The organism is Pseudomonas sp. NPDC099000, assembly GCF_044759925.1.
Lineage (GTDB): Bacteria > Pseudomonadota > Gammaproteobacteria > Pseudomonadales > Pseudomonadaceae > Aquipseudomonas.
In genome coordinates this window covers 59825-85205 of the sequence record NZ_JBIWAF010000006.1, presented here as the reverse complement: position 1 = coordinate 85205, position 25381 = coordinate 59825, and the positions used below count along the sequence as shown (strand labels likewise).

Below are 25381 nucleotides of genomic sequence, written 5' to 3'. Positions count from 1 at the left end.
GTGCGGCTCAAGTGCATAAAACTGGCAGGGTTCAAATCCTTCGTCGATCCGACCACGGTGAACTTCCCCAGCAACATGGCGGCCGTGGTCGGGCCTAATGGCTGCGGCAAGTCGAACATCATCGACGCCGTTCGCTGGGTGATGGGCGAAAGTTCGGCCAAGAACCTCCGCGGCGAGTCGATGACCGACGTCATCTTCAACGGTTCGACCAGCCGTAAGCCCGTGAGCCAGGCGAGTATCGAGCTGGTGTTCGATAACTCCGACGGCACCCTGCTCGGTGAATACGCCGCCTATGCGGAAATTTCCATTCGCCGCAAAGTGACTCGCGACAGCCAGACCACCTACTACCTCAACGGCACCAAATGCCGTCGTCGCGATATCACCGACATCTTTCTGGGCACAGGCCTGGGCCCGCGCAGCTATTCGATCATCGAGCAGGGGATGATCTCCAAGCTGATCGAGTCCAAGCCCGAAGACCTGCGCAACTTCATCGAAGAAGCGGCGGGCATCTCCAAGTACAAGGAGCGTCGGCGCGAGACCGAGAACCGCATCCGCCGCACCCACGAAAACCTGGCCCGCCTGACCGATCTGCGTGAAGAACTCGAGCGTCAGCTTGAGCGTTTGCATCGCCAGGCCGAGGCCGCCAAGAAGTATCAGGAATACAAAGGCGAGGAGCGTCAGCTCAAGGCCCAACTGTCGGCGCTGCGCTGGCAGGCGTTGAACGAACAGGTCGGGCAGCGCGAAGCGATCATCGGTAATCAGGAAGTTACTTTTGAAGCCTTGGTCGCCGAGCAGCGCAACGCCGACGCGGCTATCGAACGCTTGCGTGACGGGCACCATGACCTGTCCGAGCGCTTCAATCTGGTGCAGGGGCGCTTCTATTCGGTCGGCGGCGACATTGCCCGGGTCGAGCAGAGCATCCAGCACGGTCAGCAGCGTTTGCGGCAGTTGCAGGATGATTTGAAAGAGGCCGAGCGCGCGCGCCTGGAAACCGAATCGCACCTGGGTCACGACCGCACGTTGCTGCTGACCCTCGGCGAAGAGCTTGCCATGCTCACGCCGGAGCAGGAGGTCACCAGCGCCGCCGCCGAGGAAGCCGCCGCCGCGCTGGAAGAATCCGAAACCACCATGCACGGCTGGCAGGAGCAGTGGGACACCTTCAACCTGACCGCCGCCGAGCCGCGTCGCCAGTCCGAGGTTCAGCAGTCGCGCATTCAGCAACTCGAAACCAGCATGGAGCGTCTGGCCGATCGCCAGAAGCGCCTTGGCGAAGAGCGCGCGTTGCTCTCGGCGGATCCGGAAGATGCAGCGATCATGGAGCTCAGCGAGCAACTGGCCGCGAGCGAAGCGACCCTCGAAGATTTGCAGGCCAGCGAAGAAGCCCAGGTCGAACGCCTTGAGCAACTGCGTCAGGAATTGCAGTTGGCTTTGCACAATCAACAGCAGGCTCAAGGCGATTTGCAGCGCCTCAACGGTCGTCTCGCGTCCCTCGAAGCCTTGCAGCAAGCCGCGCTCGATCCGGGCACCGGCACCGCTGAATGGCTGCGCGAACAGCACTTGGCGGATCGCCCGCGTCTGGCCGAAGGTTTGAAAGTAGAAGCGGGTTGGGAGCTGGCGGTGGAAACCGTGCTCGGCGCCGACCTGCAAGCGGTGCTGGTGGATGACTTCGGCGATTTCGATCTGGCCGGTTTTGCCCAGGGCGATTTGCGTTTGCTCAGCCCGGCGAGCGATGGCGTGCGCGTGCCCGGCAGCCTGCTCGACAAGGTTGAAGCACAGATCGATCTGTCGCCTTGGTTGGGGCAGGTCAAACCGGTCGAAAGTCTCGAACAGGCCTTGGCCCTGCGCAGTCAGCTGACCGCCGGCCAGAGCCTGATCAGTCGCGACGGCTATTGGGTCGGCCGACACTTTTTGCGTGTGCGCCGGGCCAGCGAAGCGGAAAGCGGCGTGCTCGCCCGCGGTCAGGAAATCCAGCGTCTGAGCATCGAGCGCGAAGAGCGCGAAGCCACGGTCGAAACCCTGGAAACCCAACTTCAGACGCTCAGGGCGCAGCAGCGTCAGCAGGAAAACGGTCGCGAACATTTGCGTCGTTTGCTGCAAGACGAGGCGCGTCAGCAAGGCGAATTGAAAGCCCAGTTGTCCGCCGGCAAAGCCAAGGTTGAACAGCTGACATTGCGTCGAACCCGCCTCGATGAAGAACTCACCGAGTTGGCCGAGCAGCGTGCGCTGGAGCACGAAAACATCGGTGAGGCGCGTCTGCAATTGCAGGAAGCCCTCGACGCCATGGCGCTGGACACCGAGCAGCGTGAGTTGCTGCTGGCCCAGCGTGACAGCCTGCGCGAGCGACTTGATCGGGTGCGTCAGGAAGCCCGGCAACACAAGGATCACGCCCATCAACTGGCGGTGCGTCTGGGGTCGCTCAAGGCGCAACACGACTCGACGCGTCAGGCGCTGGAACGGCTGGAGATGCAGTCCGAGCGCCTGACCGAGAAACGCGAACAGCTGAGCCTCAATCTGGAGGAGGGCGAAGCGCCGCTGGAAGAACTGCGCCTGAAACTTGAAGAGTTGCTCGACAAGCGCATGACCGTCGACGAAGAACTGAAAACGGCGCAGATCGCTCTGGAAGATGCTGACCGTGAATTGCGTGATGCGGAAAAACGTCGCAACCAGGCCGAGCAGCAATCGCAGTTGATTCGTGGGCAAATGGAAACCCAGCGCATGGAATGGCAAGCCCTGACCGTGCGCCGCAAGACCCTCGAAGATCAATTGCTGGAAGACGGCTACGACTTGCACGGCGTGCTCGCCACGCTGACCGCCGAGGCCAGCGAGAAGGATGCCGAAGAAGAACTCGAACGCATTGCCGCGCGGATTCAGCGCCTCGGTGCGATCAACCTGGCGGCCATCGACGAATACCAGCAACAATCCGAGCGTAAACGTTATCTGGATGCGCAGAACGAGGATCTGGTGGAAGCGCTGGACACCCTGGAGAACGTGATCCGCAAGATCGACAAGGAAACCCGAAACCGCTTCAAAGATACCTTTGATCAGATCAATGGCGGTTTACAGGCCCTTTTCCCAAAAGTTTTCGGTGGAGGACGCGCGTATTTGGAACTGACGGGCGAAGATCTACTCGATACAGGGGTAACGATCATGGCGCAGCCGCCAGGAAAGAAGAACAGCACCATCCATTTGCTCTCCGGTGGCGAAAAAGCCCTGACCGCATTGGCCCTGGTGTTTGCCATCTTCAAGTTGAATCCGGCGCCGTTCTGCATGCTCGATGAAGTTGATGCACCCTTGGATGACGCTAACGTCGGACGCTACGCACGGCTGGTCAAAGAGATGTCGCAGACGGTGCAGTTCATCTACATCACCCACAACAAGATCGCCATGGAAATGGCCGAGCAACTGATGGGGGTGACGATGCACGAACCGGGTTGTTCGCGTCTGGTGGCCGTGGATGTCGAGGAGGCGATGGCGATGGTGGAGGCTTGAGTCAGCGCTTGTAGGGCAAGTATTTTTGGTCTGTAGGAGTTTTTTACTTGCCTCGACTTGCTGGCCAATCGACATATTCGCGCAAGCCATTGTGGACAGACGGTGTAAAGTTGCCTTTGGTCGTGCTAGTTTAATGTCAATTTTTCGTATACGTGGGCAAAACGCCTGTCAGAACATAGAGTTGGCGCCACGTTTTAAAGCGGTTTGCGAGTTGTAAACCCCTTATTTTTCAGCATTTTTTATAGAGGCACGGGATTACATGGAAATCGGTCTGCGCGAGTGGCTGATCGTCATCGGCATTATTGTCATTGCCGGTATTCTTTTCGATGGCTGGCGTCGCATGCGCGGCGGCAAGGGAAAACTGAAATTCCGTCTTGACCGAAGTTTGTCCAATCTGCCGGACGAGGACACCAGCGCCGAGCTGTTGGGCCCGCCCCGCGTGCTGGACACGCATAAAGAGCCGCAACTCGACGAGCATGATCTGCCGTCGGTGAGCATGCCTGCTCGTGAGCCGCGTGAGTCGGGTTCCAAGCGCGGCAAACGTGGTCATGGCGAACCTTCCCAAGGCGACATGAACCTCAGCCTGGACCTGGACGGCGGCCCGAGCTTCAGCAGCCGTGACGACGATTTCCCGGATGACACCAAGGCTTCGCCGTCGGTCAGCGACAAGGAACAACCGCAAGCCGAAGAAGTGCTGGTGATCAGCGTGATCTGCCGTGACGCTGCCGGCTTCAAAGGCCCGGCGCTGTTGCAGAACATTCTGGAAAGCGGTCTGCGTTTTGGCGAGATGGACATCTTCCACCGCCACGAAAGCATGGCCGGCAACGGTGAAGTGCTGTTCTCCATGGCCAATGCGGTCAAGCCGGGCATCTTCGATCTGGACGACATCGATCACTTCAGCACGCCGGCGGTGAGCTTCTTCCTCGGCCTGCCAGGCCCACGTCATCCGAAGCAAGCCTTCGACGTGATGGTGGCTGCGGCGCGCAAACTGTCCCAGGAGCTGAACGGCGAACTGAAAGACGACCAGCGCAGCGTGCTGACCGCCCAGACGATTGAGCATTACCGTCAGCGCATCGTCGAGTTCGAACGTCGTGCGCTGACCCAGAAGCGTTGATCTGTAGGAGCCAGGCTTGCCGGCGAAGGCGATCTCAAGTACGCCTTCGCCGGCAAGCCTGGCTCCTACAAAAAAAATCTACAGATTGAGCAGCCTCGGCTGCTCTTTTGCTTTATGAGAGAACACCCATGACCGCCGCCAAAACCCGCATTCTAGAGCTGCGCGCTGAGCTGGATCAGCACAACTACCGTTATCACGTGCTGGACGAGCCGAGCATTCCGGACGTCGAGTACGACCGGTTGTTCCACGAGCTCAAGGCTCTGGAAGCGGCCCATCCCGACCTGATCACCAGCGACTCGCCGACCCAGCGCGTCGGTAGCGCAGCGCTGTCGGCGTTCACTCAGGTGCGCCACGAAGTGCCGATGCTCAGCCTCGGCAACGCCTTCGAAGAAACCGACATGCGCGAGTTTGATCGCCGGGTGACGGAAGGCCTGGACCTGCCGGCCGGCGATTTGTTTGGCGGCGGCGCGGCGGTGGAGTACAGCTGCGAACCCAAACTCGATGGCCTGGCGGTCAGCCTGCTTTATCAGGACGGCGTATTGGTGCGCGGCGCGACACGCGGCGACGGTACCACCGGCGAAGACATCAGCGTCAACGTGCGCACCGTGCGCAACATCCCGCTGAAACTGCAAGGCTCCGGCTGGCCAGCGACCCTGGAAGTGCGCGGCGAAGTGTTCATGTCCAAGGCCGGTTTCGAGCGACTGAACGCCACGCAGCTGGAGGTCGGCGGCAAGACCTTCGCCAACCCGCGCAACGCGGCGGCCGGCAGCTTGCGCCAGCTGGATTCGAAGATCACCGCCAACCGCCCGCTGGAGTTCTGCTGCTACGGCATCGGTCAGATTTCCGAGGACATTGCCGACACCCACATTGGCAATCTGAAGCAGCTTCAAGGCTGGGGCATGCCGATCAGTCGCGAGCTGAAACTGGCGCACGGCATTGACGAATGCCTGGATTACTACCGCGACATCGGTGAGCGCCGCAACGGGCTGGCCTATGAAATCGACGGCGTGGTGTTCAAGGTCAACAGCATCGCCTCTCAACGTGAACTGGGTTTCCGCGCTCGCGAGCCGCGCTGGGCGATTGCTCACAAATTCCCGGCCATGGAGGAACTCACCGAACTGCTCGACGTGGAATTCCAGGTCGGTCGCACCGGCGCCGTGACGCCTGTGGCACGCTTGAAACCGGTCAAAGTCGCCGGTGTCACCGTGGCCAATGCGACGTTGCACAACATGGACGAAGTGGCGCGTCTGGGCCTGATGATCGGCGACACCGTGATCATCCGCCGCGCGGGCGATGTGATTCCGCAAGTGGTGCAAGTGGTCATGGAACGCCGTCCGGATGATGCGCGTCCAGTGCAAATTCCCGAGAAGTGCCCGGTCTGCGGCTCGCATGTCGAGCGCACGCAATTGGTCAAGCGCAGCAAGGGCCGCGAGACCGTCAGCGAAGGCGCGGTCTACCGCTGCGTCGGTCGACTGGCCTGCGGTGCGCAACTCAAGCAGGCGATTATTCACTTCGTCTCCCGTCGTGCGATGGACATTGAAGGCCTGGGCGACAAGAGTGTTGAGCAATTGGTGGATGAAGGTCTGGTGAGTTCTCCTGCCGATCTGTATGCCTTGAAGTTTGAGGACATTGTCGATCTGGAAGGCTTTGCCGAGCTGTCGAGCAATAAGCTGCTCGCCGCGATCAAGGACAGCAAGACACCGAGCCTTGCGCGGTTCATCTACGCCCTCGGGATTCCTGATGTCGGCGAAGAGACGGCCAAGGTCCTGGCGCGCTCTCTCGGCTCGTTGGAGCGGGTTCAGCAGGCGTTGCCGCAAGTGCTCACGTACTTGCCGGATGTCGGCCTGGAAGTGGCTCACGAGATTCACAGCTTCTTTGAAGATGCGCATAACCAGCAGGTCATTACGCAGCTGCTCAAGCACGGTCTGCAGATTCAGGATCAGGTCGAGTTGGGTGCCGAGTTTGCTGCCAGCACGACGTTGGGTGGTTTCCTCGACAAGCTGCACATTCCGTCGGTCGGGCCGGGTGGGGCGCAGAAGCTGGCGGACAAGTTTGGTTCGCTGGAAGGTGTGTTCGGCGCTGACTGGCTGGATATGCGCCAGGCGCTGCCGGAGAAGCAGGCGAATTCGGTTCGAGAGTTTTTTGCCGTGGCAGAAAATCGTCAGATTGCCGAGGCTGCCGAAAAGCAGCTGCGCGATTTTGGCATGCATTGGCAGAGCGAAAAGAAAGTCGTCGAAGGGTTGCCGTTGGCCGGCCAGACCTGGGTGCTGACCGGTTCGCTGGAATTGATGAGCCGCGACATCGCCAAGGACAAACTCGAAAGTCTCGGGGCCAAAGTAGCGGGTTCGGTGTCGGCCAAGACCCATTGCGTAGTGGCCGGGCCGGGTGCCGGTTCGAAGCTGACCAAGGCTAATGAGTTGGGATTGAAGGTGCTCGATGAAGAGGCGTTCGTCGATTTTCTGAAAAAACACGGCATCTCTGTCTGACGCTGGACCTGTGGCGAGGGGGCTTGCCCCCGTTCGGCGACGCAGTCGTCGCAAAACCGGCACGCAATCTGTCTGTGATAATGCGATTGCCGGGTCTGGGGCTGCTGCGCAGCCCAACGGGGGCAAGCCCCCTCGCCACAAAGGCAATTCACACAGGTGTGTTCTCGTGGGAACGATCTTCGCGCAGCAATGATCTAGTCTTGGCAAGCCCCAGGGAGAGATCGTCATGTACCGCTTCTTCGAACAGCTCAGCTCACGCATCGCCGCGCCCTTCATCGGCGAAAGTTCGCGCAACAGCAAGGTCTGGCAGTGCCGCTGCGGGCAGTCGCTGTTCTTTCGCAACAGCCAGTGCCTGGCCTGTTCGGCGGCGTTGGGCTATCAGCCCGAGCAAAGCCGCTTGTCCTCGCTGCAACCGGGTGTTCAGGTCGACACCTGGTCCCTCGACGTCGACCCCGAAGCCGGTCTGTTCCGGCGCTGCGCCAACCTCGATTCCCCGGCCGCGTGTAATTGGCTGCTGCCGGCCAATGACCACGATGCGCTGTGCATTGCCTGTAGCCTGAATCGCACCATCCCTGATCTGTCGATTGCCGAAAACCACGAACGCTGGCGCCAGGTGGAAACCGCCAAGCGTCGGCTGGTCGCGCAGTTGGTCAGCCTGGGTTTGCAGGTGATTCCCAAAAGCGTCGATGAACAGGCCGGTCTGGCCTTCGACTTCATCGGTGTCGACCTTGAAGGCAAGCCGCCGACCACGGGGCACGCTAACGGCCTGATCACCCTCGATATCAAGGAAGCCGACGACGCCCACCGCGAACAGGTCCGGGTGCAAATGCACGAGCCTTATCGCACGCTGCTCGGGCATTTTCGTCATGAGGTCGGGCATTACTACTGGGACCGGTTGATCGCCAACAGTCACTGGCTGGACCCGTTCCGCAGTCTGTTCGGTGATGAGCGTTCCAGTTACGCCGACGCCCTCGAGCGCCATTACCAGCAAGGCGCACCGCTCGACTGGCAGCAACAGTGCGTCAGCGCCTACGCCACCATGCATCCGTGGGAAGACTGGGCGGAAACCTGGGCGCATTACCTGCACATGATGGACGCGGTAGACACGGCGCTGGGGTTCGGCATGAGCGCGCGGGAGATGGATTTCGACTACCAGCCGTTTCCGTCCAGCACGCTCTACGATCCACAGCACCCCGGCGGCGCGGCGTTCCTGTCGTTCGTCAACGCGTGGATCGAACTGGCCGGCATGCTCAACGAGTTGTCGCGCAGCATGGGGCAGCCGGATTTCTATCCGTTCGTGCTGCCACCAGCGGTCATCGCCAAACTGCACTTCATCCACCTGGTGATCCAGCAAGAGGGCGGCAGGGCGGATGAAGTGCTGCAAGACCTGTAGCCGCCTGCATCCGCCTGCATTCGCAGCCTCGCAGGCTCGACAGCTGCTACAGGCGGTGGTGTTTCGCTGCCTGTGCATGTCCTTGACCTGATTCATATTTTTAATCTGGATCGAACGGTTGTAACTTCGTCTCAGATAGGTACAATGGCGCGGCTCGCCGTCAGGTGAGCGTCGTTATGGTGACCCCATCGGTCCCCCCGCAACGATTACCCGTGAACCTGGTCAGATCCGGAAGGAAGCAGCCACAGCGGGAACATTGTGTGCCGGGGTGTGGCTGGTGGGGTTGCCTCCATAACGCACCGCGAGTCCTCTCTCGCGTTATCTATCCAAAAGACTTTTTTTGTGCTGCCATGGCGTTTGTTCCGGGCGGTTTTTTGTCGTGTTCGATTTACCGAATGAACGTAAAAAAGGAGGCCGATGTGTCGTGTCAGACACATCGGCCTCCTTTTTTCATTTCCGCCACTAAGGCTTGGACAAGGCCTGGTCAACCGCTGCGATCAGCTTTCCCAGATCCTTCGGGGTGGCTTTGTGGATGACACCGAACAGATACGCCCGCTGTTCATCTTCATCGCCTAAATCCGCGAAAAAGGCTTTCAGCTTTACGTCCAGCACGTCGGCAAGCAGGAACAAGGCTTCGACGCTGGGGGTATAGGTTCCGGTTTCAAAGCGGCTGATGGTTTTGGGGTCAAAACCGGTTTTTTCGCCGAGTTCAGCCTGAGTAAGCCCCGCGACCTTGCGGTAGCGTCGGATGGCTGGACCCAAACTTGAAATTTGCATCGCTCAATTCCCATTTAGAATCAAGAACTTAACGATAGATTTTTGCATTAGACAACTGCATGATCCATCACCTTGCTTTGCAAAATGTGATGCGTTTCGTAGAATCGCCGCCAATAAGGGGTGATTGGTGACCTGTTTCCAGAAAATGGGCGATGCGAAACCGCCAGCATTGCGCTCCTTTGCCAGCCTTGCACGAGGTTTTTGAGACTAGCTGATCTTCGGTTCTGCGCGGTCATCAAATGCGGGCCATGGAGTGAAAACGTGTTTGCGCAGTCCCACCGCTAGCGACAGCGAGCCTGATTCATGGATGAGAAATACCGCAGGGCCGTGGATGCCGCCGCCATTTTTTCCGAGACCGACCTGAGCGGCCGGATCACCCACGTCAATGATCAGTTCTGCGCCGTGTCCGGCTATAGCCGCGACGAGTTGCTCGGGCAGAATCATCGTCTCCTCAATTCCGGCGTGCACTCCGCGGAGTTCTTCGCCGGCATGTGGCGCACCATCGCGCTGGGCAACGTGTGGAAGGGCGATATCTGCAATCGCGCCAAGGACGGCAGCCTGTACTGGGTCGAAAGCACCATGGTGCCGGTTCTCAATGACGACACCGGACGTATCGATCGATACCTGTCGATTCGTTTCGACATCAGCGAAAAACGCCAGTTGTTGCATTCCCTGCAATGGCGGGTCGGGCACGACGTGCTGACTGGGCTGCCCAATCGTGCGTTCCTCTCGGATCTGCTGGATCAGGCGCTGGAGTTCTCCCGGCAGGAAAACATCCCGCTCGCCGTCTGCATGCTCGACCTTGACGGGTTCAAAGCGGTCAATGATGGATACGGTCACGCCAGTGGCGATCAATTGCTGGTGGAAGTCGCCAAGCGCTTGCGCCACATCGTGCGTGGCGAAGATGTCGTGGCGCGGTTGGCCGGCGACGAGTTCGTGCTGGTGTTGCGTTACGTGCGGGATCTGCCGGAATTGCGCGCGGCGTTGAACCGGGTGCTGGGGGCGATTTCGGCGCCGTATACGTTGCATGGCAAGGACATCAATGTGTTCGCCAGCATCGGCGTCACGCTGTTTCCCCTCGACTATGAAGATGCCGAAACCCTGCTGCGTCACGCCGATCAGGCCATGTACGTGGCCAAGCAGCGTGGGCGTAACCGATTCCATCTGTTCGACGTGTCCAGGGATCAGGAGGTCAAGGCCACTCACCAGACGGTCGAGCGCGTGCGCCAGGCGCTGGCCGCCGATGAGCTGCGTCTGCATTTCCAGCCCAAGGTCAACATGCGCCTCGGCGTGGTGGTCGGCTTCGAGGCGTTGTTGCGCTGGGAACATCCGCAAAACGGCATGGTGCCGGCCCGGGAGTTTTTGCCGTTTGTGGAAGAGACGGACCTGATCGTCGACATCGGCGAATGGGTGATGGATCAGGTGCTGACGCAGTTGCACCGCTGGCAGCAGGCGGGGCAGGGCTGGCCGATCAGCATTAATATCGCGGCACGGCATTTTCAGCGCGCGGATTTCGTCGACCGGCTCAGGCACGTCCTCGCCCGGCATGCCGACGTTGCGCCGCAGATGCTCGACCTGGAAATCGTCGAGTCGGTGGCGGTCGAGAATATCCAGCACGTCAGCGCCTGTTTGCAGGCCTGTCAGGCGCTGGGGGTGCAGTTTTCACTGGGCGACTTCGGCACCGGCTATTCGTCGCTGAGCTACCTCAAGCGTTTGCGCACCCAAACCATCAAGATCGATAAATCCTTTGTGCGCGACATCCTGGATGATCGCGATGACCTGGCGCTGACCACCGCGGTGATCGGCCTGGCCCGCGCGTTTGGCCGGCAGGTGATTGCTGAAGGGCTGCAAAGTATCGAGCACGGGGAATTGCTGTTGCGACTGGGGTGCGAAGTGGCTCAAGGCTATTTCATTGCCCGGCCAATGCCGCCCGCCGACGTGCCGGGTTGGGTCGCGGGGTTTGTCGCGCCGCCGCAATGGCAGGCTCTGGATCAGGTTGGCTGAAGTCCCATAATCGACACCGACCCCTGTGGGAGCGAGCTTGCTCGCGATAGCGGTCTGACATTCAACATTGATGGTGACTGACATGCCGCTATCGCGAGCAGGCTCACTCCCACAGGTTATGGATTGGCTCTGGGTTCTCCACCAATATAAAGCCGGATAATGTCATCAATCTCCGCCGACATTTTCATCCGCAGCAACGTGCGCAGTATGCGTTGCACCGGCACCTTGGGGTCGTTGCGCACGTAGCATCCGACACTCTGTTCCTGCAACACCGCCACCCCTTTGAGTTGCCGGTCGGGTAACAGGCGCTGATTGAACCAGTCCAGTGTCCATTGATTGCTCACGGCATAGCGATAGCGCCCGGCGTGGAGTTTTTCCAGCACTTGTTCCTGGTTGCGCGCGTCTTCGCGGTGCAGTCGGTCGGCGTCGAACAACGGTTGCAGCGTCGGGTAGGAGTAGCCGAGCACGGTACCGACGGCTTGTCGCGACAGGTTCGCAGGCACCACCGAGGGCCCCGGATCTTGCCGGCTGATCAGCATGTCACGCTGAAACCACAGGGGAATGCTCCAGATGTAGTCTCCGGACTGATTCGGCAGCCAGGACTGCGCGGCATAGCAGCGGACATCGACCCCGCCGTGTTCCATGGCGCTTTGCACTCGCGCCCGCGGCAGCACGTGAAATTCGGCCGGGACGCCGACCTGGGTCGCGAGGCTGAGCATCACGTCAAACAGGATGCCCTGGGTCACTTGCCCGCGTTCCAGTTGCACCATCGGCATCGCCCAGCTGTCGGGCACTGCAAAACGCAGCGGCGCTTGGGCGGCGGCGACGTTCAGACTTATCCACAGCAGTGCCCCCAAAGCAAAACGCATAAACGCTCCGGTACGTCGCAAACCTGAGCCGGTAAAAGCCCCCCAAAGTGCATCTTAGCCAGATTAGACGAGCACACCGGATGCAATTTTGGCCTTGCTCCGCTAGCATTAGCCGCTTCTGTTCCTTCGTTGCGACGGTTTTCGATGAGTTATCAGGTTCTTGCACGTAAATGGCGTCCGCGCTCGTTCCGCGAAATGGTCGGCCAGACCCATGTGCTCAAGGCTCTGATCAATGCCTTGGACAGCCAGCGGCTGCACCACGCCTACCTGTTCACCGGTACACGCGGGGTCGGCAAGACCACCATCGCGCGGATCATCGCCAAATGCCTGAACTGTGAAACAGGTATCACTTCGACGCCGTGCGGCGAGTGTTCGGTGTGCCGCGAAATCGATGAGGGCCGCTTTGTCGACCTGATCGAGATCGACGCCGCGAGCCGGACCAAGGTCGAGGACACCCGCGAGCTGCTCGATAACGTGCAATACGCGCCGAGCCGTGGCCGCTTCAAGGTCTACCTGATCGACGAAGTGCACATGCTCTCCAGCCATTCCTTCAATGCGCTGTTGAAAACCCTTGAAGAGCCGCCGCCCTACGTCAAGTTCATCCTGGCGACCACCGACCCGCAGAAACTTCCTGCAACCATTCTGTCGCGGTGCCTGCAGTTCTCCCTCAAGAACATGACCCCGGAGCGCGTGGTCGAGCATTTGACCCACGTGCTGGGCGTCGAGAACGTGCCGTTCGAAGACGATGCTCTATGGCTGCTGGGCCGCGCCGCCGACGGCTCGATGCGTGACGCCATGAGCCTGACCGACCAGGCCATCGCCTTCGGTGAAGGCAAGGTCATGGCTGCCGACGTGCGGGCCATGCTGGGCACGCTCGATCATGGTCAGGTCTACGACGTTCTGCATGCGTTGATCGAAGGCGACGCCAAGGCCTTGCTCGAAGGTGTCCGGCATCTGGCGGAACAAGGTCCGGACTGGAACGGCGTACTCTCGGAAATTCTCAACGTGCTGCACCGTGTCGCCATCGCCCAGGCGTTGCCTGAAGGCGTCGACAACGGTCATGGCGACCGCGATCGGGTGCTGGCCCTGGCCCAGGCCCTGCCGGCCGAAGACGTGCAGTTCTATTACCAGATGGGCCTGATCGGCCGCCGCGACTTGCCGCTGGCGCCGGACCCTCGTGGTGGCTTCGAAATGGTCCTGCTGCGAATGCTCGCGTTCCGACCGGCGGACACCGCGGACGCCCCGAGGCAACCGCTAAAGCCAGTGGGGATCAACCAGGCCACAGTTGATTCCGCAAATTCAGTGGCTGCCGCGCCGGTGGTGGCGCCGGTAGTCGCTGCGGCAGTTGCACCCGTTACGCCTGTGCCTGAGCCCGTTGTTGCAGCTGTTATTGCTCCAGCGCCTGAACCGGTTGCACCCGTTGTCGTGGCCGAGCCTGTGGTTGAGCCTGTCGCGGTCGAGCCGGTGGTCGACTTGCCGTGGAATGACCCGGTCGAGCCGGAACCCGTCCAGCAACCCGCCATCGAGCCGGTCCTGGAAACCGCCAGCGAACAACCCGATCTGCCGCCCATGCCGTTGCCGACGCCTGACAGCGTAGTGCCGGACGCGCCGGAGTGGGCCGCGGCGCCAATCCCGGAACCGTCGGTGGCCGAAGTCGACGCTGCCACACCGGGCGTGGACCTGGATGACGAGCCGCCGCTGGACGAAGACTACATCGAGCCGGACATGGATTCGGCCTACAGCTACCTCGATGAACTGGCCAGCGAACACACGGCCGAACCCGCGCCGGAAGCCGAGCCTGAGCCGGCCGCCATGCCCGCCACCGGTCTGGCTCTGCAATGGCTGGAGTTGTTCCCGAAACTGCCGATCTCCGGCATGACCGGCAGCATCGCCGCCAACTGCACCCTGATCGCCGTTGATGGCGACAACTGGCTGATGCACCTGGACCCGGCCCACAGCGCCTTGTTCAACGCGACCCAGCAACGCCGTCTCAACGATGCGTTGAACCAGTTTCACGGGCGTACGCTGACCCTGAGCATGGAGCTGATCAAGCCGGAGCAGGAAACCCCGGCCCAGGCCGCTTCCCGTCGTCGTGCGAACCGTCAGCGCGAGGCCGAGGAGTCGATCCACGGTGATCCGTTCATCCAGCAAATGATGCAGCAGTTCGGTGCGGTGGTCCGCAACGATACTATTGAACCTGTCGAAGCCCTGATCAGTCAGGGCTAATAACTGAAGGCGTTTGGTCCCCAGGGCCGGGCGCTGTTTAAATCCAAGTACTTTTGAGGTGATTCCCATGATGAAAGGTGGCATGGCCGGCCTGATGAAGCAGGCACAGCAGATGCAGGAAAAAATGGCCAAGATGCAGGAAGAACTGGCCAACGCCGAGGTCACCGGTAAAGCCGGCGGCGATATGGTCACCGTGGTGATGACCGGTCGTCACGACGTTAAAAGCGTGACCATCGACCCGAGCCTGGTCGAAGGCCTGAGCGAAGACGACAAAGAGATGCTCGAAGCCGTCGTCGCCGCCGCCGTCAACGATGCCGTGCGCAAGATCGAAGCCAACAGCCAGGACAAAATGGGCAACATGACCGCTGGCATGCAACTGCCACCGGGTATGAAACTGCCGTTCTGATTCGCCAAAGCGTGTCGGATGAGCTACAAAAAAATGCCAGGCATCGCGCCTGGCATTTTTGTTTCTAGCCCACACGATCGTTCCCACGCTCTGCGTGGGAATGCCTCGATGGACGCTCTGCGTCCGCTTCTGGATGGGACGCGGAGCGTCCCGGGCTGCATTCCCACGCAGAGCGTGGGAACGATCGGTATCCTGTGGGAGCGTGGCTTGCCCGCGAAGAAGTCACCTCGGTACAACTGACGAAACATCGAACGCCACACCACCACAAAGGTCTGCTCCCCTATACCGCCGAATTCATCGATCACAGGAGACGCTCACATGCCAGACGCATTGACCCTCAACCAACGTATCGTCCTGGCGTCCCGCCCCGTAGGCGCGCCGACACCGGAGAATTTCCGCCTGGAACGGGAAGCACTGCCGGAACTTGCCGACGGCCAGGTTCTGCTCAAGACGCAATACCTGTCGCTGGACCCCTACATGCGCGGTCGCATGAGTGACGCGCCGTCCTACGCCGCACCGGTGGAAATCGGCGAGGTGATGACCGGTGGCGCTGTCAGCCGTGTCGAGCGCTCGCTGAATCCGAAATTCCACGAAGGCGATCTGGTGGTGGGCGCCACCGGCTGGCAGAGCCACAGCATCAGCGACGGTCGCAACATCATTCCGGTGCCGAGCGGTTTGCCGTCCCCGTCCATGGCCTTGGGGGTGCTGGGCATGCCGGGCATGACCGCGTACATGGGCCTGATGGACATCGGCCAGCCCAGCGCTGGTGAAACCCTGGTGGTTGCGGCCGCGTCGGGTGCGGTGGGTTCAGTAGTCGGCCAAGTCGCGAAGATCAAAGGTCTGCGCGTGGTGGGCGTGGCGGGTGGCGCGGAAAAATGCCGCTACGTGGTGGAGGAATTGGGATTTGACGCCTGCGTCGACCACAAAAGCCCGAACTTCGCCAATGAACTGGCCCAGGCGTGCCCCGAGGGTATCGATATTTATTACGAGAACGTCGGTGGCAAGGTGTTCGACGCGGTGGTGCCGCTGCTCAACGCCAAGGCGCGGATTCCACTGTGCGGCCTCATCGCATCCTATAACGCCCACGAAGCACCGACCGGCCCGGATCGCCTGCCGCAATTGCAACGCACATTGCTGACCAAGCGCGTAAGAATCCAGGGCTTTATTGTGTTCGACGACTACGGTGATCGTCAGCCGGAGTTCGTCAGTGCCATGGCGCCGTGGGTGCGTGACGGCAAGGTCAAGTTCCGCGAAGACGTGGTCGATGGCCTTGAGAATGCCCCCGCGGCCTTCATCGGTCTGCTGGAAGGACGCAACTTCGGCAAACTGGTGGTGCGGGTCGCCCAGGACTGAATAATTGACGCTATACAGAGGCGCGGGTATAAACCGCGTCTCGTTGATTTGTCGGACGTTTCCCCATGAGCTTCAGCCCTTTGATTCGCCAACTGATCGATGCCCTGCGAATTTTGCCGGGTGTCGGTCAGAAAACCGCCCAGCGCATGGCGCTGCAACTGCTGGAGCGTGATCGCAGCGGTGGTTCGCGACTGGCCTCGGCATTGAGCCAGGCCATGGAAGGGGTGGGGCATTGCCGGTTGTGCCGCACGCTGACCGAAGACGACCTCTGCCCGCAATGTGCCGACACGCGCCGTGACGACACTTTGCTCTGCGTGGTGGAAGGTCCGATGGACGTATACGCCGTGGAACAGACCGGTTTCCGTGGTCGCTACTTTGTACTCAAGGGCCATCTCTCGCCGCTCGACGGGCTGGGTCCGGAGGCCATCGGTATTCCGCAGCTGCTGGCGCGGATTGAAGAGGCGGGCACCTTTACCGAAGTCATTCTGGCGACCAACCCGACCGTGGAAGGTGAGGCGACGGCGCATTACATCGCGCAGTTGCTGAGCAATAAAGGCCTGGTTGCTTCGCGTATTGCCCACGGAGTGCCGTTGGGTGGCGAGCTGGAACTGGTCGATGGCGGGACGTTGGCGCATTCGTTTGCGGGGCGTAAGCCGATCGCTCTTTGAGTCTTGTGGTGTTTGATCTGACGCCTTCGCGGGCAAGCCTCGCTCCTACAGAAGGACCGTTGACCCTGTAGGAGCGAGGCTTGCCCGCGAAGGGCGCAACTCGGTCCATCTGATTCACAACAATCCTGTTGAAAACCAAGCAAGCGCTCGGTTAACTTCGCTGAACCTTCAGTGGAGTTCGCCGATGCCTGCCTTTCAGGAATACTTCGATCCCAGCCACCAATTGGTCCGCGACAGCGTCAGACGTTTCGTCGAGCGTGAGATCCTTCCGGACATTGATCAGTGGGAAGAAGCGGAAAGCTTTCCCCGCGAGCTCTATCTCAAGGCCGGTGCGGCGGGAATCCTGGGGATTGGCTATCCCGAATCCCTGGGCGGCAGTCACGAAGGCGATCTGTTCGCCAAGGTCGCAGCCAGCGAAGAGCTGATGCGCTGTGGCTCCGGCGGCTTGGTGGCCGGTCTCGGTTCGCTGGACATCGGACTGCCACCGATTCTCAAGTGGGCCAGGCCCGAAATCCGTGATCGTGTCGTGCCGCAAGTGTTGGCCGGCGAGAAGATCAGCGCACTGGCAGTCACCGAGCCCAGCGGCGGCTCCGATGTGGCCAACTTGCAAACCCGCGCTGTGCGTGACGGCGATTTTTACCGGGTCAGTGGCAGCAAAACCTTTATCACCAGTGGCGTGCGCGCGGATTTCTATACCGTGGCGGTACGTACCGGCGAGCCGGGTTTTGGTGGCATCAGTCTGCTGCTGATCGAAAAAGGCACACCCGGTTTCACCGTCGGTCGGCAGTTGAAGAAAATGGGCTGGTGGGCGTCAGACACGGCCGAACTCTTCTTCGATGATTGCCGGGTGCCTGTAGGAAATCTGATTGGCGCCGAAAACATGGGCTTCGCCTGCATCATGGGCAACTTCCAGAGCGAACGCCTGGCGTTGGCGTTAATGGCCAACATGACGGCGCAGCTGGCGTTGGAGGAAAGCCTGAAATGGGCGCGTCAGCGTGAAGCCTTTGGTAAACCCATCTGCAAGTTCCAGGTGCTCAAGCACCGCCTCGCGGAAATGGCCACGGCCCTGGAGGTATCGCGGGAGTTCACTTACCGTCAGGCGGCGAAAATGGCGGCGGGACAGAGCGTGATCAAGGAGATTTCCATGGCCAAGAACTTCGCGACCGACACGGCTGACCGGATTACCACGGATGCGGTGCAGATCCTCGGTGGCCTCGGCTACATGCGCGAGAGCCTGGTGGAGCGGCTGTATCGGGATAACCGGATTCTGTCGATCGGCGGCGGGACGCGGGAAGTGATGAACGAGATTATCAGCAAGCAGATAGGGCTTTGAATTTTGCGGTGTGTCGGCTTGCGCCTTCGCGGGCAAGCCTCGCTCCTACGGGTTTCGGTCGAAGCCGAATTTCCGACACGACTCTGATCTTGTAGGAGCGAGGCTTGCCCGCGAAGGCGTCAGTGCGAACGCCGCTTTACTTCTCGCTCAACGCAAACTGCGTCAGGCAGAACGTCGCAATCCCCATCTCTTCCAGCCGCTGCGACCCACCCAGCTCCGGCAAATCAATAATCGCCGCCGCTTCATGAACCCGCGCGCCCATGCGTCGAATCAGGTTCGCCGCCGCAATCAGCGTACCGCCGGTGGCGATCAAATCATCAAACATCACCACCGAGTCGCCTTCGCACAAACTGTCGGCGTGCACTTCGAGAAAGGCTTCGCCGTACTCGGTCGCATACCCCTCGGCCAACACGTCGGCCGGCAATTTGCCTTGCTTGCGGAACAGCACCAGCGGCTTGTTCAGCTGATAAGCCAGCACCGAGCCGATCAGGAAACCACGGGCATCCATCGCGCCGATGTGCGTGAAGTCCGCCTCGACATAACGGTGGGCGAAGCTGTCCATCACCAGGCGAAGGGCCTTGGGCGACTGGAACAGAGGCGTGATGTCACGAAAGATCACGCCCGGCTTGGGGAAGTCGATCACGGGGCGGATCAGGGTTTTGATGTCGAAGGAGTCGATGACCATCGTCGAGGTGTCCTGGCAGGCTGCAAACGACGCAGTATAACGGCGGCTGAACCGTTTCGCTCAGCCGCAATCATTGCCATCAGCCTTCGAGCGAGCCACCGGCCAGGGCGCAGAGCTGGATCGGGTCGAGGATGTGGATTTCCTTGCCCTCGGCGGCGATCAGTTCGTTTTGCTGGAAGCGCGTGAACACCCGGGACACGGTTTCCACTGCCAGGCCCAGGTAATTGCCGATTTCGTTACGCGACATGCTCAGACGGAATTGGTTGGCCGAGAAGCCCCGGGCGCGGAAGCGTGCCGAGAGGTTGACCAGAAACGTGGCGATGCGCTCGTCGGCGGTTTTTTTCGACAGCAGCAACATCATTTGCTGGTCGTCACGAATCTCGCGGCTCATCACCCGCATCAACTGACGGCGCAGTTGCGGCAGTTGCAGGGCCAGTTCGTCGAGACGTTCGAAGGGGATTTCGCACACTGACGTGGTTTCCAGGGCTTGCGCCGAGACCGGGTGCTTTTCAGTGTCCATGCCCGATAGGCCGACCAATTCGCTCGGCAAGTGGAAGCCGGTGAGCTGTTCTTCACCGCCATCGCTCAGGTTGAAGGTTTTGAGGGCGCCGGAACGTACTGCATAAACGGAATCGAAGGTGTCGCCCTGGCGGAACAGGAACTCGCCTTTTTTCAGTGGGCGACCCCGTTTGACGATTTCGTCCAGCGCTTCCATGTCTTCCAGATTCAAAGAAAGTGGCAAGCAGAGGGGGGCCAGGCTGCAATCCTTGCAATGGACCTGGCTTTGAGCGCGCAGTTTTACTGGCTCGGACATTTCTTCAATCCTTGTGGGAAAACACACATAAGCCGTAAGGGTAACTCACGGGAGGACATTCAGGCACGCGGCGATTTTGCCGCAGGGTCGTAAAGCCAGCATTTTGCCAACCAGTAAGTGGATGGATGACTAGATCACTCGCGAAAACCGCTGGTGATTGTGCTGTTGCAAATAGGCATCGAACACCATGCACACCGAGCGCACCAGTAAGCGACCGGCGGGCAGTACGCTGATCCGCTCGTTATCGAGGCTGATCAAACCGTCATCGGCCATGGTCAATAGTTGCGGCCACAGGTCACCGAAGTAACCGCGAAAATCGATGTTGAAGGCTTGTTCGATGTCCGCAAACTCCAGATTGAACGTGCAGATCAACTGCTGAATCACCGCTCGTCGCACGCGGTCATCGGCGTTGCACAGCAGGCCACGGCTGGTGGCCAGTTGGGCGGAGGCCAGCGTGTTCTGATACTGATTCAGATCGCTGTTGTTCTGACAGTAGAGGTCGCCGATCTGACTGATGGCCGACACCCCCAGCCCAATCAGATCGCAATGACCGTGAGTGGTGTAGCCCTGAAAGTTGCGCTGCAGGGTCGATTCTTCCTGAGCGATTGCCAGCTCATCGTCGGGCAGGGCGAAGTGGTCCATGCCGATGTAGCGGTAACCGGCAGCGGTCAGTTGTTCGATGGTGCGCTGGAGCATTTCCAGCTTTTGCGCCGGCGTCGGCAGCTCGTTGCTGTTGATCCGCCGTTGCGGCATGAAGCGTTCCGGCAGGTGCGCGTAGTTGAACACCGAGAGCCGATCCGGTTGCAGCGCAATGACCTCGTCGACCGTGCGCGCAAAGTTTTCCGGGGTCTGCTTCGGCAAGCCGTAGATCAGGTCAATGTTGATCGAACGAAATTGCAGAGTCCGGGCGGCGTCGATCACGGCGCGGGTTTCTTCCAGGCTTTGCAGGCGATTGACCGCCCGTTGCACCGCCGGGTCGAGGTCTTGCAGGCCAATGCTGACCCGGTTGAAACCCAGTTCACGGAGCAGGCCCATGGTCGACCAGTCGGCTTCGCGCGGGTCGATCTCGATACCGTAGTCGCCGGAATCGTCGTCCAGCAGATTGAAGTGCTTGCGCAACTGAGCCATCAACTGGCGCAGTTCGTCGTGGCTGAGGAAGGTCGGGGTGCCGCCGCCAAAGTGCAGTTGTTCGACTTTTTGCGCCGGGTCGAGATGGCAGGCGATCAGCTGGATTTCCTGCTCAAGGCGCTGCAAATAGGGCAGGGCGCGGCCACGGTCCTTGGTGATGACTTTGTTGCAGGCGCAGTAGTAGCAAATGTTCGCGCAGAACGGCACATGCACGTACAGCGACAATGGGCGTAGGGCCTTACGGCTGTCGCGCAGGGCGTGGAACAGGTCGAACGTGCCGACCTGTCCGTCGAATTGCACCGCGGTCGGGTAAGAGGTATAGCGCGGACCCGCCAAGTCATAACGGCGGATCAGATCGGTGTCCCAACGAATGGCGTCGAGCATCATGCGGGCATTCCCCCGGATAGGCTGGCAGTGTTCGCAAGTCTATGGGGTGCGACGCCGGGGCATCTTGATTTGCATCAACGGTCAGGATTTGTGTTGTTGATGAAGGCCGCTTCGCGGGCAAGCCTCGCTCCTACAGGAGTTCGCATCCCTTTGTAGGAGCGAGGCTTGCCCGCGAAGGGCGCACCGCTGATCTAATGACCCATCAGCCAATGCTGATGCGGCCCCGGCAAGGTCCAGATGCCGAACAACATCACCAGCAACCCACCGGTCATGCGCACGCTGCGCTTGCGCAACATCGCCGTGCCCCGCTCAGCCGCCAACCCCGTGGCCAGCAGCACCGGCCACGTACCGAGCCCGAACGCGAGCATGAGTAACGCACTGTCCAGCGCATTGCCCTGGCTCGCTGCCCACAGCAACGTGCTGTAAACCAACCCGCACGGCAACCAGCCCCACAGCGCGCCCAACAGCAACGCGCGGGGCAGGCTCGACACCGGCAGCAGTTTGTTGGCAACCGGCTGGATATGCCGCCACAGGCCGCGTCCGAGGCTTTCGATACGGGTCAGGCCGCTCCACCAGCCGGCGAGGTACAGGCCCATGGCAATCAGCAACAATCCGGCGATCACGCGCATGAACATGGCCGCCGGGCTATTAGCCACCGCCCAGCCCGCCAGACCGATCAGAAGACCGGCCGTTGCATAGCTGAGAATTCGCCCCAGGTTGTACGCCAGCAACAGGCGAAAACGGCGGCTGCGCTGCTCCTTGGGAATCGCCAGGGTCAGCGCGCCCATCAAGCCGCCGCACATGCCCAGGCAATGTCCACCGCCGAGCAGGCCGAGAATCACCGCAGACACCAGCAGTGGCGCCAACTCAAGCATGCGGAGGCGCCTTGTCGTCCGGTTTGGCCGGATGGCCGCTGGCTTCATCGACCGCGGCTTTGTGGTTCGGGTCCTGGTCGTCGAACAGAATGCTGTGGGCCGGGCCGTCGAGGTCATCGTACTGACCGCTGTCGACCGCCCAGAAGAAGATATAGATAGCGATGGCCACGATCAGCAGCGCGGCCGGGATCATCACGTAGAGAGCTGGCATCTGGACTCCATGCCCGCGCGGCTCAGGCCGGCAGCGGGCGGGTTTCTGGCGTGGGGCGGGCGCCAGGCGCACTCGGCAGGCGAGTCAGGCGCAGGGCGTTCAGTACCACGGTCAACGAACTGATGGACATGCCGACCGCGGCCCATACCGGGGTGATCCAGCCGAGGGCGGCGAACGGCAACATGAGGCCATTGTACAGCCCGGCCCACAGCAGGTTCTCGATGATTACCCGACGGGTGCGCCGCGCGAGGCTGAAGGCTTGCACCAGCGCATCGAGACGATTGGACAGCAACACCGCATCGGCACTGGTTTTCGCCAGATCGGTGGCCGAGCCCATCGCTACGCTGATGTCGGCAGCGGCCAGTACCGGCACGTCATTGACGCCGTCACCGAGCATCAGCACCTTGCGGCCTTCCTTGCGCAGCTGCAGCAGGACCTGCAATTTATCATCTGGACGCAAACCGCCCCGGGCTTCGTCGATGCCCAGTTCGGCCGCCACGCTGGCGACCATCGGCGAACTGTCGCCGGACAGCAGCAAGGTGCGCCAGCCACGGGCCTTACAGGCTTCCAATAGCGCCGGTGCATCGGCACGCAAACGGTCATCGAGGACAAACCACGCCAGCGGCCCCTGGTCGTCGCCAAGCAACAGCCATTGGCCCGCTTCATCGGGCATCACTGGTGCGGCCGCGCCACTGAGTTCGCAGACAAAACCCGGCTGGCCAATGCGCAGGCGTTGCGTGCCGACCACGCCTTCGAGGCCAAGCCCTGGCGTGCTGAGGACTTCTTCGGCCGCCAATGGCGCCCGGCCAAATGCGCGAGCGATCGGGTGTTCGGAACGGTTTTCCAGGGCGGCGGCGAGACTCAGGCATTGATCGCTGTCGAGCGCGCCGAGAGGACGGATCGAGCGCAACGCCAGGCGACCCTCGGTCAACGTGCCGGTCTTGTCGAAAATCACCGTGTCGATCTGATTCAGCCCCTCCAGCACATGGCCACGGGTCAGCAGTAAACCGAGTTTGTGCAACGTGCCGGTAGCGGCAGTGAGGGCAGTCGGCGTGGCCAGCGACAAGGCGCACGGGCACGTTGCAACAAGCATCGCCAGGACAATCCAGAAGGCTCTCGACGAATCCAGTTCCCACCACAACAGGCCGATTGCCGCTGCCGCGATCAATGACAGCAACAGGAACCATTGCGCGGCGCGGTCGGCGATTTCCGCCAGTCGCGGCTTCTCCGCCTGGGCGCGGTCCAGCAGGCGGACGATGGCTGACAACCGTGTGTCCTGACCCAGCGCCAGCACTTCCACGGTCAACGCGCCTTCGACGTTCAGGGTACCGGCGGTGACCGCGTCGCCCTGGGTGCGCGGTTGTGGCAGGTATTCGCCGGTCAACAACGATTCGTCGATGCTCGACTGGCCATCGAGGATCTTGCCGTCGGCCGGCAGGATCGCGCCCGGGTGCACCAGCACCTGATCGCCGACGCGCAGTTCGCTGAGCAGGATCCGCTCGCTCTGGCCATCGGCACTCAGACGCAGGCATGAGGCGGGCAACAGGTTGACGAGCTGTGCGGTGGCGGCGGCGGTGCGTTCCCGGGCGCGACGTTCCAGATATCGGCCGGCCAGCAGGAACAGCGCGAACATTCCCACTGCATCGAAATACAACTCGCCGACGCCGGTGATCGAAGTCCAGATTCCGGCGATGTAGGCACCGCCGATCGCCAGTGACACCGACACATCCATGGTCAGGTGACGGGTGCGCAGGTCGCGCATGGCGCCCTTGAAGAACGGCGCGCAGCTGTAGAACACGATCGGCGTGGTGAGGAACAGTGCGACCCAGCGCAGGATGGTGTGCAGCTCGGGGCTCAAGTCGATGTTGAATTCCGGCCAAGTGGCCATGGTCGCCATCATCGCCTGGAACCACAGCAATCCGGCGACGCCGAGTTGGCGCAAGGCCAGGCGGTTTTCGCTGGCCAGTTGCTCACTGGCGCGGTCGGCTTGATAGGGGTGCGCGGCGTAGCCGATGTGGCGCAATTCGCTGAGCACCTGGCTCAATGGCAATTGCGCATCGGTCCAGCGCACGTGCAAGCGATGGTTGGACAGGTTCAGTCGCGCCTCGGCCACCGCCGGCAAGGCGCGGAGGTGTTTCTCGATCAGCCAGCCGCAGGCGGCGCAGCTGATGCCTTCCATCAACAGGGTGGTTTCGGCGAGTTCGCCGTCGTGGCGCACGAAGGGCTTTTGCACGTCGGCGCGGTCGTAAAGCGCCAACTCATCCACCAACTGCACCGGCAAGGCTTCGGGGTTGGCCGATGACTCGCTGCGGTGCTGGTAATAGCTTTCCAGCCCACCGGCGACGATCGCCTCAGCCACGGCCTGGCAACCCGGGCAGCAGAACTCGCGGGTTTCACCGAGGACCGCAGCGGTGAAGCGGCTGCCGGCCGGGACGGGCAGGGCGCAGTGGTAGCAGGGGGTTGGCGTGGTCATGGGGTTTTCACAGCGTGTTGTCCGATGATCGTTCCCACGCTCTGCGTGGGAATGCCTCCCCGGACGCTCCGCGTCCGCTTCGGCTGGGACGCAGAGCGTCCCTGGCTGCGTTCCCACGCAGAGCGTGGGAACGATCAGGTGAGGCTTTTACTTTTTCAGGTCTTCGGCGCCTTGCAGCGGCTCATCCCCGAGCAGCAGGTCCTTATCATGGCTGACCAGCTCTTCTTCGAACATACGCCAGATGTGGTCGTCCTGAGTGCCCAGCAATTCGACAAAGCGACGACCGTCGACCTTGTCGCTCAACTGACCGATGTAGCGGCCCTGTTCGGTTTCGCTGCGGGCGAGGGTGATCTTGCGATCCTTCTCCGGCTGGGTCGGCGAGATCAGGTTCAGCTCCAGGGTTTCAGGTCGGCTGTTGCCGCTCAGGCGCAGGTCGACTTCGCCGGTGACGTCATCCAGATGAACGCTGGCCCGCAGCAACAGGGTCTGCGCCAGCAGCTCACGGTCAAGGGAACGGTTGATGCCTTTGCCGGCCTCGTAGTAGTTGTCGTTGACCAGGTTATCCGGGTTGTTCACCGCGATCGTCACCATGGACAAGGTCAGGGTCACGGAACAGGCCAGGATGGCGATGATGATCCATGGCCAAAGATGCTTGTACCAAGGGCTTGCGGCGTTTGCTGCGGGCATGAT

The 25381-nt window shown here is 61.0% G+C and carries 19 protein-coding genes and 1 other RNA gene; 11 read left to right on the top strand and 9 right to left on the bottom strand.

The window, feature by feature from the left end; translation table 11 throughout:
- The 5 genes from smc (at position 1) to ffs (ending at position 8765) form a co-directional block, all read left to right on the top strand.
- On the top strand, positions 1-3489 hold the full coding sequence (gene smc, locus ACIQV9_RS10085; RefSeq protein WP_403100668.1) for a chromosome segregation protein SMC: 3489 nt from the start codon (positions 1-3) through the stop codon (positions 3487-3489).
- A gap of 259 nt (positions 3490-3748) precedes the next feature.
- Positions 3749-4603 (top strand): cell division protein ZipA, encoded by an 855-nt coding sequence (gene zipA, locus ACIQV9_RS10080; RefSeq protein WP_017337515.1) that lies wholly within the window; start codon positions 3749-3751, stop codon positions 4601-4603.
- A gap of 128 nt (positions 4604-4731) precedes the next feature.
- Positions 4732-7089 carry an NAD-dependent DNA ligase LigA gene (gene ligA / locus ACIQV9_RS10075; RefSeq protein WP_403100664.1) on the top strand — a complete coding sequence of 786 codons (2358 nt, stop codon included), beginning with the start codon at positions 4732-4734 and terminating at the stop codon, positions 7087-7089.
- A 226-nt stretch (positions 7090-7315) separates the two neighbouring features.
- Positions 7316-8482, top strand: a complete 1167-nt coding sequence (locus ACIQV9_RS10070; protein ID WP_403100662.1) for a putative zinc-binding metallopeptidase — start codon at positions 7316-7318, stop codon at positions 8480-8482.
- A 186-nt stretch (positions 8483-8668) separates the two neighbouring features.
- Positions 8669-8765, top strand: an RNA gene (gene ffs / locus ACIQV9_RS10065) — signal recognition particle sRNA small type.
- Positions 8766-8944: 179 nt separating this feature from the next.
- Here the strand turns inward: ffs and ACIQV9_RS10060 are convergent.
- Positions 8945-9259, bottom strand: coding sequence for a helix-turn-helix domain-containing protein (locus ACIQV9_RS10060; protein ID WP_094471480.1), 315 nt, complete (start codon positions 9257-9259; stop codon positions 8945-8947).
- Between the two features lie 303 nt (positions 9260-9562).
- Here ACIQV9_RS10060 and ACIQV9_RS10055 point away from each other — a divergent pair, with 303 nt between their 5' ends.
- A complete protein-coding gene (locus ACIQV9_RS10055; protein WP_403100659.1) occupies positions 9563-11263 on the top strand; it encodes a putative bifunctional diguanylate cyclase/phosphodiesterase in 1701 nt (566 codons plus the stop codon).
- 116 nt (positions 11264-11379) lie between these two features.
- On the opposite strand, the gene ACIQV9_RS10050 is transcribed toward ACIQV9_RS10055, so the two are convergent.
- Entirely contained in the window at positions 11380-12132 is a 753-nt protein-coding gene (locus ACIQV9_RS10050) for a substrate-binding periplasmic protein (RefSeq protein ID WP_403100656.1), read from the bottom strand.
- 144 nt (positions 12133-12276) lie between these two features.
- On the opposite strand from ACIQV9_RS10050, the gene dnaX reads away from it, so the two are divergent.
- The 5 genes from dnaX (at position 12277) to ACIQV9_RS10025 (ending at position 18118) form a co-directional block, all read left to right on the top strand.
- Positions 12277-14358, top strand: coding sequence for a DNA polymerase III subunit gamma/tau (gene dnaX / locus ACIQV9_RS10045; RefSeq protein ID WP_403100653.1), 2082 nt, complete (start codon positions 12277-12279; stop codon positions 14356-14358).
- A 67-nt stretch (positions 14359-14425) separates the two neighbouring features.
- On the top strand, positions 14426-14764 hold the full coding sequence (locus ACIQV9_RS10040) for a YbaB/EbfC family nucleoid-associated protein (RefSeq protein WP_403100650.1): 339 nt from the start codon (positions 14426-14428) through the stop codon (positions 14762-14764).
- A 318-nt stretch (positions 14765-15082) separates the two neighbouring features.
- The gene (locus ACIQV9_RS10035; protein WP_403100648.1) at positions 15083-16117 is read left to right on the top strand and encodes an NADP-dependent oxidoreductase; all 1035 of its coding nucleotides are present in this window, start codon (positions 15083-15085) and stop codon (positions 16115-16117) included.
- Between the two features lie 65 nt (positions 16118-16182).
- Positions 16183-16785: a recombination mediator RecR gene (gene recR / locus ACIQV9_RS10030; RefSeq protein ID WP_403100645.1), complete on the top strand. Its 603-nt coding sequence runs from the start codon at positions 16183-16185 to the stop codon at positions 16783-16785.
- A gap of 184 nt (positions 16786-16969) precedes the next feature.
- On the top strand, positions 16970-18118 hold the full coding sequence (locus ACIQV9_RS10025; RefSeq protein WP_403100642.1) for an acyl-CoA dehydrogenase family protein: 1149 nt from the start codon (positions 16970-16972) through the stop codon (positions 18116-18118).
- Between the two features lie 136 nt (positions 18119-18254).
- Here ACIQV9_RS10025 and ACIQV9_RS10020 read toward each other — a convergent pair whose 3' ends face one another.
- The 7 genes from ACIQV9_RS10020 to ACIQV9_RS09990 form a co-directional block, all read right to left on the bottom strand.
- Positions 18255-18803, bottom strand: coding sequence for an adenine phosphoribosyltransferase (locus tag ACIQV9_RS10020; RefSeq protein ID WP_403100638.1), 549 nt, complete (start codon positions 18801-18803; stop codon positions 18255-18257).
- 79 nt (positions 18804-18882) lie between these two features.
- Complete coding sequence (gene fnr / locus ACIQV9_RS10015) at positions 18883-19617, bottom strand: fumarate/nitrate reduction transcriptional regulator Fnr (RefSeq protein ID WP_403100636.1); 735 nt, start codon at positions 19615-19617, stop codon at positions 18883-18885.
- 129 nt (positions 19618-19746) lie between these two features.
- Positions 19747-21129 (bottom strand): oxygen-independent coproporphyrinogen III oxidase, encoded by a 1383-nt coding sequence (gene hemN, locus ACIQV9_RS10010; protein WP_403101027.1) that lies wholly within the window; start codon positions 21127-21129, stop codon positions 19747-19749.
- A gap of 194 nt (positions 21130-21323) precedes the next feature.
- Positions 21324-22007: a sulfite exporter TauE/SafE family protein gene (locus ACIQV9_RS10005; RefSeq protein WP_403100634.1), complete on the bottom strand. Its 684-nt coding sequence runs from the start codon at positions 22005-22007 to the stop codon at positions 21324-21326.
- Positions 22000-22218: a cbb3-type cytochrome oxidase assembly protein CcoS gene (ccoS, locus tag ACIQV9_RS10000; RefSeq protein WP_007905420.1), complete on the bottom strand. Its 219-nt coding sequence runs from the start codon at positions 22216-22218 to the stop codon at positions 22000-22002. Before ccoS ends, ACIQV9_RS10005 begins: the two co-directional genes overlap by 8 nt.
- Positions 22219-22240: 22 nt before the next feature.
- Complete coding sequence (locus tag ACIQV9_RS09995) at positions 22241-24691, bottom strand: heavy metal translocating P-type ATPase (protein WP_403100631.1); 2451 nt, start codon at positions 24689-24691, stop codon at positions 22241-22243.
- Positions 24692-24838: 147 nt separating this feature from the next.
- Positions 24839-25378 (bottom strand): FixH family protein, encoded by a 540-nt coding sequence (locus ACIQV9_RS09990; RefSeq protein ID WP_403100628.1) that lies wholly within the window; start codon positions 25376-25378, stop codon positions 24839-24841.
- Positions 25379-25381 lie beyond the last annotated feature (3 nt).